General features: G+C 45.8%; 1 protein-coding gene and 1 pseudogene. One reads left to right on the top strand and one right to left on the bottom strand.

Annotated elements, in window-relative coordinates:
• On the top strand, window positions 1–533 hold a 533-nt coding region (locus GRP75_RS28235; RefSeq protein WP_272917257.1), incomplete at its 5' end, for an FGGY-family carbohydrate kinase.
• A 206-nt stretch (window positions 534–739) separates the two neighbouring features.
• Here GRP75_RS28235 and GRP75_RS28240 read toward each other — a convergent pair.
• Window positions 740–883 (bottom strand): annotated as a pseudogene (locus tag GRP75_RS28240) (XRE family transcriptional regulator); the annotation flags it as partial.

Here is an 883-nt window from a genome sequence, read left to right on the forward strand (position 1 = left end):
CTTTGTTGGTTGACACCAACCTGACGGGGCTGATTGTCGGATATACGTTGCTGACGAAGCCAGAGGAAGTGTATCGTACATTGCTGGAAGCAACTGCGTTCGGAACACGTAAAATTATCGATGCATTCCATCATAACGGCGTGCCAGTAGACGTATTGTATACGTGCGGTGGATTGCCGCAGAAAAATCGTCTTTTGATGCAAATTTATGCTGACGTAACCGGACGGGAAATTAAGGTCGCTGCTTCTACTCAAACTCCTGCGTTGGGTGCAGCCATGTTCGCAGCAGTGGCTGCGGGAGCTGAAGCTGGAGGGTACGACGATATCGTCGTAGCAGCGCGTCATATGGCGCGTGTACGGGACGAGAGCTTCAAGCCGATCCCTGAGAACGCGGCCGTGTATGATAAGCTGTACGAGGAATACAGCCGTCTTCACGACTACTTTGGACGTGGAGGTAATCCGATGATGAAAAAGCTAAAGTCCATCAAGGAAGAAGCCAAACGTTCAACTGAAACGGCAAGCATTCATTCTTAAAAAGCTGACAAAATATAAGCAAGAAGTATTTAAAGGTCTGTTATCTAAAAAGCACAGTGCGCCGAGGAATCGGCAGACTGTGCTTTTTTGCATTTTTATATTCTGTGAATTACATGATGTGAAAGTCTCAGCGGATGAAAGATGGTAATGCGTTCCTTTCAAAGACTTTCATGAAAATTACAACCATTTCTCTTTTACGGACATTTTTACTTTTTCAGCATGGCATCAGCAAACAAAATGGATTTTGGAATACGGAAAAACTGTTCCGCCTGATCCTGGAAGGTTTGCGAAGGAACGGTACCCTGATGCAACCATTTCCGAAATGTACCGGGGTGAACACCAATCCAATG

The sequence above is a fragment of the Paenibacillus sp. OT2-17 genome (assembly GCF_009827695.1).
GTDB classification, from domain to species: domain Bacteria; phylum Bacillota; class Bacilli; order Paenibacillales; family Paenibacillaceae; genus Paenibacillus; species Paenibacillus polymyxa_B.